The 7,392-nt window shown below is 69.8% G+C and carries 9 protein-coding genes; 4 read left to right on the top strand and 5 right to left on the bottom strand.

The annotated features are described in order from the left end of the window. Positions 1-27: 27 nt before the first annotated feature. The 3 genes from AC1D01_RS14475 to rarD all read right to left on the bottom strand — a co-directional run bounded on the left by AC1D01_RS14475 (position 28) and on the right by rarD (position 3,195). Positions 28-699 (bottom strand): chitosanase, encoded by a 672-nt coding sequence (locus tag AC1D01_RS14475; RefSeq protein WP_477867330.1) that lies wholly within the window; start codon positions 697-699, stop codon positions 28-30. Between the two features lie 412 nt (positions 700-1,111). Further along, positions 1,112-2,281, bottom strand: coding sequence for a hypothetical protein (locus AC1D01_RS14480; protein ID WP_477867332.1), 1,170 nt, complete (start codon positions 2,279-2,281; stop codon positions 1,112-1,114). 38 nt (positions 2,282-2,319) lie between these two features. Continuing rightward, a complete protein-coding gene (gene rarD / locus AC1D01_RS14485; RefSeq protein ID WP_477867334.1) occupies positions 2,320-3,195 on the bottom strand; it encodes an EamA family transporter RarD in 876 nt (291 codons plus the stop codon). Between the two features lie 44 nt (positions 3,196-3,239). Here rarD and AC1D01_RS14490 point away from each other — a divergent pair, with 44 nt between their 5' ends. The 3 genes from AC1D01_RS14490 (at position 3,240) to AC1D01_RS14500 (ending at position 5,269) form a co-directional block, all read left to right on the top strand. Continuing rightward, entirely contained in the window at positions 3,240-3,509 is a 270-nt protein-coding gene (locus tag AC1D01_RS14490; RefSeq protein ID WP_477867336.1) for a MoaD/ThiS family protein, read from the top strand. A gap of 17 nt (positions 3,510-3,526) precedes the next feature. Next, positions 3,527-4,603 (top strand): WD40/YVTN/BNR-like repeat-containing protein, encoded by a 1,077-nt coding sequence (locus AC1D01_RS14495; protein ID WP_477867338.1) that lies wholly within the window; start codon positions 3,527-3,529, stop codon positions 4,601-4,603. Positions 4,604-4,738: 135 nt separating this feature from the next. Continuing rightward, positions 4,739-5,269 carry a hypothetical protein gene (locus AC1D01_RS14500; RefSeq protein WP_477867340.1) on the top strand — a complete coding sequence of 177 codons (531 nt, stop codon included), beginning with the start codon at positions 4,739-4,741 and terminating at the stop codon, positions 5,267-5,269. Here AC1D01_RS14500 and AC1D01_RS14505 read toward each other — a convergent pair whose 3' ends face one another. Further along, entirely contained in the window at positions 5,270-5,644 is a 375-nt protein-coding gene (locus tag AC1D01_RS14505; RefSeq protein WP_477867342.1) for a YchJ family protein, read from the bottom strand. Continuing rightward, positions 5,641-6,615: a bifunctional helix-turn-helix transcriptional regulator/GNAT family N-acetyltransferase gene (locus tag AC1D01_RS14510; protein ID WP_477867344.1), complete on the bottom strand. Its 975-nt coding sequence runs from the start codon at positions 6,613-6,615 to the stop codon at positions 5,641-5,643. The genes AC1D01_RS14505 and AC1D01_RS14510 overlap by 4 nt, the downstream gene beginning before the upstream one ends. Positions 6,616-6,747: 132 nt before the next feature. On the opposite strand from AC1D01_RS14510, the gene imuA reads away from it, so the two are divergent. Further along, on the top strand, positions 6,748-7,392 hold a 645-nt coding region (gene imuA, locus AC1D01_RS14515; RefSeq protein ID WP_477867346.1), incomplete at its 3' end, for a translesion DNA synthesis-associated protein ImuA.

Consider the following 7,392-nt stretch of genomic DNA (forward strand, 5'->3'; position numbering starts at 1 on the left):
GCTCGGGCTTTCCGGCCCGGTCAGGCGCTACTTGATGCTGAAGCTGTCGCCGTAGACCTTCCAGTTCAGCGGCGTGTTCAGGTCGAAGTTGCCGGCCTTCAGCCAGACGCGCTGCGCGGTGTCGACGCGGGTGGTGTCGCTGTGGGCCTCTTCGGTCTTCATCGCGGCCACGCGGGCATCGAGGAAGGCGTTCAGGTAGGTCGTCTCGTCGCCGCCCTGCGCCGGGGTCCTGGCTTTCGCCATCGCGCTCTTGCGGATGCCGCCGAAGCTGACGCCGTTGTTGCCCGGGCCGTGCATCACGATCGCGTCGTAGTAGGCGAACTGGCCGAGCGCGCGCAGCCCGTCGGTCCTGGCCTGGCTGACGGCCGGGTTGAAGTAGGTGTCGTCGCGCACGCTGTCCTGGGACTGCTGGAAGATCACGTCGGCAGCGGCCGTCTTCCAGTCGCCGGTGAAGGTCGGGTCGAGGCCGGCGTGCGAATCGCTGCCGTTCACCTTCTTGAGCGCCGGCAGGTACTTGGCCAGCACGTTGTTCGGCGAGCGCTGGGTGTAGTCCTGCACCACTTCCAGCATGTCGCTGGTGCCCGAGCAGAAGCCGATGATGCCGCCGGTGTAGCCGCGGCCATCGTTGATGTCCTGGATGTAGGCGTACTGCGCCTTCCAGTTCAGCGACGAGTTCTCGGCGCTGGAGACGATCTGCATCGCGATGTCCTTCTTGCGGGCATCGGTCAGGTCGGTCGACGACGGGGCCGGCGCGGGCGCTGGGGCTGGGGCTGGGGCTGGGGCTGGCGCAGGAGCGGGGGCAGGAGCCGGTGCCGGTGCCGGTGCCGGAGAGGGCGCTGGTGCAGGTGCCGGCGAAGGGGCCGGCGCTGGTGCGGGGGACGGTGCTGGAACTGGCGCGGGTGCCGGCGGAGCGCCCGACGCCGGCGGGGACGATTCGTCGTCCGAGCCGCCGCCGCAAGCGGACAGGACGACGCTCAACGACAGCAGGGCAAGGTGGAGTCGACGGTTCATGGTGGAAGGGCTCCGATGGAATCGTTTCCATTCTGGCCCCGCGCTGTTGCCGAAGCGCCGCCGGGTTGTGACCAGCTGCAACCCGTGGGACGGGCGGGCTTCAGACTCCCATCAGTTTCCCTTGCAGGCGATGCACCGTCTGGCCGGTGACGATGCCGTACTGCTGTTCGATGACACGTCTTGCGTCATTCTGGTTTCGCAGAAGCCGGACGACGGCCTCCCTCCCGTGGGTGACCTTGTAGAACGCCTTGCAGACGAACAACAGTGCCATCGCACGCCAGCGATCTCGCGGCGTGTTGTTGCCCATCACGAAGGACTGGACATGGCGCGCGATGTCATGGGGGGCCAGGTCACCGGTCCCGAGGACATGGCCCATGAAGGCGCTGCAGACCGGATCGAAGAACTCGCAGGGATGGTCGAGCAGCCGGGCGAGGTTCTTGTCGAGCCGCGAATTCACCAGTCTCAGAATGTCGTCGACGTCCTCGTACTGGCGGTTGCGGTGATCCGGCGCAAAGCTCAAGGCGTGCAGCGAAGGGCTCTTGGCCAGCGTGCCACGCAGTGGATGGGCGGCGACATACCACCGGACCTCGGCTGGATAGCTCAGCTCGCACAGCGAGGGCGCCGATGGGATCCATGCCACCAGGGCCTGGCCCAGGCGGGCCCAGATTTCCAGTGCGTCCACATCGTGCAGCTTCTCGCCGCATTGCAGATGCAGGCACTCCAGATGAGGCAGCGGTGTGGTGAACAGGTGCTCGACCAGGCATGCGTGCGCCTCGGGAGTACTGTGGTGCAGCCTGAGGTCTCGCAGCCTTGCAGGAAGCGCAGTCGTCAACGGAGAGAAGGCCTCCTCGCCGACGAAGCCGCCCAGGCTGAGCTGCTCGAGGTCATGCATGCAGCACAGGCTGCGGGCCAGCGCGTCGGCGACGTCCGGGTCATTTTCGATCTCGAGATGGAGCGACAGCGACTTCAGTTCGCTGCAGGTTTTCAATTCCTCCAGCACCGACAGGCTCTTGGATCCGGCTTTTCCGTCATCCCATTCCAACTGAAGCTCTCGTATCGAAGACGAACCGTTGACCAAGCCGGCCAGCGAGCCGAAGTCGGAACCTGAGTGCCGGCCGTTGTCGTCCGAAAGCTTCCACGATACGACGCCTTTCTGTCGGGCGAGCAGCTCGGCGAAGTCGGCGCGAGTCTTGGTGAGGCGAAGCCTTTTGGCGGAACGGGAATTTCCCGGAGGGGTGGGTGAACGCGAACGTTTCTGTTGGACGGCCATGCTTCTATGTGGCACGCAGCCCCCGCAAGTTCCACGCATCAGCCACGCCGGCTCCGCACCGCCCACCACCCTTCCAGGCTGTACACCGCCAGCGCCCCCCAGATGAAGCCGAAGCCGGCCAGCCGCGCACCGCCGAACGGCTCGCCGAACAGCCACACGCCGAGCCCGAACTGGATCGTCGGGCCGATGTACTGCATCAGCCCGAGCGTCGTCATCGAGATGCGGCGTGCGCCGGCGGCGAACAGCAGCAGCGGCACCGCGGTGATCGGCCCGGCGGCCARCAGCCACAGGTTGGTCGCGGTGTCGGGCAACGGGAACTGCCCGGTGCCCTGCACCTGCCAGAACAGCAGCGCGGTCACGGCCAGCGGCGCGAGCAGCATCGCCTCCAGCGTGAGCCCCTCCAGCGGGCCGAGCACGGCCACCTTGCGCAGCAGGCCGTAGCTGCCGAAGCTCGCGGCCAGCACCAGCGCGATCCATGGCAGCTGGCCGGCCTGCACCGTCAGCCACACCACGCCGGCCGTCGCCAGTGCGAGGGCGATCCATTGGCCGCGCCGCGGGCGCTCGTGCAGCACCGTGTAGCCGAGCAGCACGTTGACGAGCGGCGTGATGAAGTAGCCGAGGCTCGCGTCGATCACGTGGCCGTTGTTGACCGACCAGATGTAGGTCAGCCAGTTCACCGCCAGCAGCAGCGCGCTCGCGGCGAACGCGCCCAGCACGCGCGGCTGGCCCAGCAGCGGCCGCAGCCAGCCCCACTGGCGGCGCACGCCCAGCACGATCAGCACGAAGACCAGCGACCAGACGATGCGGTGCGCGAGCACCTCGCCGGCCGGCAGCATCGCGAGCCGGCGGAAGAACAGCGGGAAGATGCCCCACAGGGCGAAGGCGAGGGCGGCGTACAGCGGTCCGTAGTTCATCCACGGATTGTCGCGGCTGGCCGCTGCGGGCATCATCGCGCCCCATGGCCCACGTCGTGTTCACGCAGCAGCTGCGCCGCTTCATCGAGACGCCCGAACTCGACGTCGAGGCCGGCAGCCTGCGCGACGCGCTCGACGCGGTGTTCGCCGCGCACCCGCGCCTGCGCGGCTATGTGCTCGACGAGCAGGGCCACCTGCGGCCGAACGTGGTCGCCTTCGTCGACGGCGTGCGCAGCGACGACCGCGTCGCGCTGGCCGATGCATTGTGGCCGGACAGCCGGGTCCACGTGATGCAGGCCCTGTCCGGCGGTTGAACCTCGAGGAGTTGCAGATGCAGGATCGTGCCTGGGCCGCCACCCGCAAGGGATTGTTCGAACTGCAGCGCGGCCACGGCGGCGCCTGGCACATCGCCCGCACCAGCTTCCTCGGCGAGCCGGTGTCGATGCTGCTGCCGCCCGGCCCGGAGGGCCGCATGCTGGCCGCGCTGAACCTGGGGCACTTCGGCGTCAAGCTGCATGCGTCGGATGACCAGGGCGCCAGTTGGCATGAAGTGGCGGCGCCGGCCTTTCCGCCCCAGCCGGCCGACGCGACCGGCGTACCGTGGAAGGTGGTCCAGGTGTGGTCGCTGGAGCGCGACCACGGCACGCTGTGGCTCGGCACGCTGCCGGGCGGGCTGTTCCGCAGCGGCGATGGCGGCGACTCATGGCAGCTGGTCGATTCGCTGTGGCAACGGCCGGAGCGTGCCGAATGGTTCGGCGGCGGCTACGACGTGCCCGGCATCCATTCGATCTGCCCGCATCCCCGGCGCGCCGGCGACCTGGTGCTGGGCATCAGCTGCGGCGGCGCCTGGGTCACGCGCGACGACGGCGCGAACTGGCAGCTGCAGGCCGACGGCATGCGCGCCGCCTACATGCCGCCGGAGCAGGCCGGCTCGCCGAACACGCAGGATCCGCACCGCATCGTGCGCTGCGCCGCGCAGCCGGACGTGCTCTGGACCCAGCACCACAACGGCATCTGGCGCTCGACCGATGCGTCGGCCTCGTGGCAGCAGGTGACGAGCGCGCCGCTGTCGGACTTCGGCTTCGCGGTCGCGGTGCACCCCGGCGACGCGCAGACGGCCTGGTTCGTGCCCGGCGTGGCCGACCAGCAGCGCGTGCCGGTCGGCGGGGCGCTGGTGGTCAACCGCACGCGCGACGGCGGCGCGAGCTTCGAGACGCTGCGCAGCGGGCTGCCGCAGCAGCACTGCTACGACCTGCTGTACCGCCACGGGCTCGACGTATCGCCCGACGGCCGCAGCCTGCTGATGGGCAGCACGACCGGCCATGTGTGGAGCAGCGACGACAGCGGCGACCGGTGGGCGGCGCTGCCGGCCCAGCTGCCGCCGGTGTACGCGTTGCGCTTCGGTTGATACATCGGCTGACACCTTGTGGCGCGATGTGCACAGATGATGGCGCACCGTCCCCTCGATCCTGGGGGGGCGCGTGCCGCAGCGCATGACAAGGCCGCCCGCGCTCCGGACAATCGACGCTGTCGAGGAAGCGCCATGCCCACCACCATCACTGTCGGAGCCCGTTCGATTTTCGTCACCGCGACCGCGTGGGTGTTCATGCTGATCGGCGCGTTGGCCTGTGCCTCGGCGCTGCTGCAGAACGCGATGCTGGTGTCGGGTGGATTCCGCAGCGACGGCCTGCAGGTCAGCGGCCTGTTCGGGCTGCTGATCGGACACCTGCCGTGGGTGGTCAATGCCGGGCTCGTGATGTCGCTGGCGACGCTGGTGTCGGCCGTCGGGCTGCTGCTGCGCCTGAACTGGGCGCGCCGCACCTTCATCGCGCTGCTGCTGCTGGCGATCGTCGCGAACCTGCTCGGCCTGTGGCTGCAGCAGGAGGTGATGCAGTCGGTGGTCGACAGCACGCTGAGCACCGCGACGCTGCCGCCCAAGGCGCTCGGCGTGTTCGGCGGCTTCGTGACCGCGGCGCGCGTGATGGCGGTGCTGGTGACGCTCGGCGCCTGCGGGCTGCTCGGGTGGATCATCCGCCGGCTGATGTCGGCGGCGGTGCGGCAGGAATTCGCGTAGTCAGAATTCGCCGTCGAGATAGAACCAGCGGCCGTCCTCGCGCACGAAGCGGCTCGTCTCGTGCAACCGCTGCGCGCGGCCGCCGAGCTTGCTGCGGGCGACGAACTCCACCGTCGCATGGTCGGCATCCTGTGAAGCATGCCCGCGCACGTCCAGCCCGAGCCAGCGCAGGCCCGGTGGATCGGGCTCCAGCGTGGCGGGCCGCGTGCTCGCGTGCCAGGTTGCCAACAGGTAGTCCGGCAAGCCGTTGACGAAGGCGCTGTAGCGCGATCGCATCAGCGACGGCGCATCGGGCGCCTGCAGGTGCAGCGCTCCGGCGTGGTAGCGGCCGCAGCAGTCGGCATAGGGGTGGGGCAGGCCGCAGGGGCAGGTCATGTCAGATCAAGGTTCCAGGTTTCTCCGACCAGATCGTGCCCGAAACTGTGGTGCGGTTCGCTCGCGGCCAGCCGATAGCCTGCTGCCGCGTAGATGCCGYGCGCGGCCAGCAGGTTCGCATTCGTCCACAGCGTGATGCGGCGGTAGCCGGCCTGGCGCGCGAAGCGCTCGCACTCCTGCACCAGCCGGCGCCCCAGGCCCAGCCCGCGCGCCGACGGCTCGACCAGCAGCATGCGCAGCCGGGCCACGCCGTCCTGCACCGCCTGCGTCGCCTCGTCGCGTGCCTGCACGAGGAACACGCAGCCGACGTTCGCGCCGTCGCGCTCGGCGATCCAGCAAGCCTCGCGCGCGGGGTCGAAATGCTCGATGAAGGCCGCGGCGATGCGCGCCACCCGCGCCTCGAAGCCGATGTCCCAGCGGTACTCCTGCGCATACAGCGCGCCATGGCGTGCGATCACCCAGCCGATGTCGCCCGGGCGGTGCGGTCGCAGCAGGTAGGGATCGCGCGTGCGGCGCGCCGGGGCGTCGTCGAGCAGGCGCTGCAGCGTGCCCATCGCCTGCAGCAACTGCTGCTGCGACGCCTCGTCCAGCGCCGTCAGCAGCGCCTGCACCTGCTGCTGCGAGCCGCTGTCGAGCGGCGCGAAGGCGGCGCGGCCGGCCGCGGTGAGCGACAGGTGCGATTGCCGCGCATCGCTGGCCGACGGCGTCGCCTCGATCAGCCCGCGTTCGCGCAGGCCGCGCAGCAGGCGGCTCAGGTAGCCGGGGTCGAGATCCAGCGAGCGCGCGAGTTCACCGGCGGTCGGTTGCGCCTGGTGCGCGAACTCCCACAGCAGCCGCGATTCGGTCAGCGTGAAGCCGCTGTCGACCAGGCCTTCGTGCAGCACGCCGATGCGGCGCGTGTAGAAGCGGTTGAAGGCACGCACCGCGGCAACACGGTGGCTCGGATCGGAGGCGGGCAAGGCATCAGGCATGGCCGCCATGCTGCCGGAGTTGATTGCCAAAAGCAATCATAAATGTGCCAAAGGCTGCTTCAGACAGACTTGTAACGCCATGACCCCGTTTTCAAGTGGATCGATATACTGGATGTGCATACAGTAGTTGCCATGCCTCCCGCCTCCGCCTCCTTCGCCTCTTCCGCCCGCTCGCCGCTGCCCGAGCGGCTGCACACCAGCGTGTGGCGTGCCAACCAGATGGGGCGCGGCGTCGAGCGTGCCCTGCCCAGCGGCTTCGCGGCGCTCGATGCCCAGCTGCCCGGCGGCGGTTGGCCGCGGCGTGCGCTCAGCGAGCTGCTGCTGCCGCACCCGGGCCTCGGCGAGATCCGCCTGCTGGCCCCTTGCCTTGCTGCCACGCAGCGGGCCGGCCGGCTGGTGATGCTGTTCGATCCACCGGCGGCGCTGTCGGCCTGGGCGCTGATGCAGATGGGGCTGGATGCCGAGCAGCTGCTGGTGATCGACACCGGCACGCAAGGCATCCCCGGGGTCGACGGCCGGCCGCACGAAGCCGGTGTCGATGCGCGGCTGTGGGCGCTGGAGCAGGCGCTGCACAGCGGGCATGTCGGTGCGGTGCTGGCCTGGCTGCCGCCCCGCTTGCGCGCCGAGCGGCTGCGCCGCCTGCAGGTGGCCGCCCATGCGCACGACGGCCCGGCCTTCGTGTTGCGCGAGATGGCGGTGCAGCAGCAGGCCAGCCCGGCGCCGCTGCGCCTCGCGCTGCGTGCCGGCGGCGCCGATGCCTTGAGCGTGCGCGTGCTG

It is taken from the genome of Rhizobacter sp. P3_B12, from assembly GCF_056402895.1.

Coding starts and splice junctions, on each gene's coding strand:
- AC1D01_RS14495 (WP_477867338.1), top strand. CDS start 3,527: ATGCAGGATCGTGCCTGGGCCGCCACCCGCAAGGGATTGTTCGAACTG.
- AC1D01_RS14475 (WP_477867330.1), bottom strand. CDS start 699: ATGCAGATCGTCTCCAGCGCCGAGAACTCGTCGCTGAACTGGAAGGCG.
- AC1D01_RS14490 (WP_477867336.1), top strand. CDS start 3,240: ATGGCCCACGTCGTGTTCACGCAGCAGCTGCGCCGCTTCATCGAGACG.
- AC1D01_RS14505 (WP_477867342.1), bottom strand. CDS start 5,644: ATGACCTGCCCCTGCGGCCTGCCCCACCCCTATGCCGACTGCTGCGGC.
- AC1D01_RS14500 (WP_477867340.1), top strand. CDS start 4,739: ATGCCCACCACCATCACTGTCGGAGCCCGTTCGATTTTCGTCACCGCG.
- AC1D01_RS14480 (WP_477867332.1), bottom strand. CDS start 2,281: ATGGCCGTCCAACAGAAACGTTCGCGTTCACCCACCCCTCCGGGAAAT.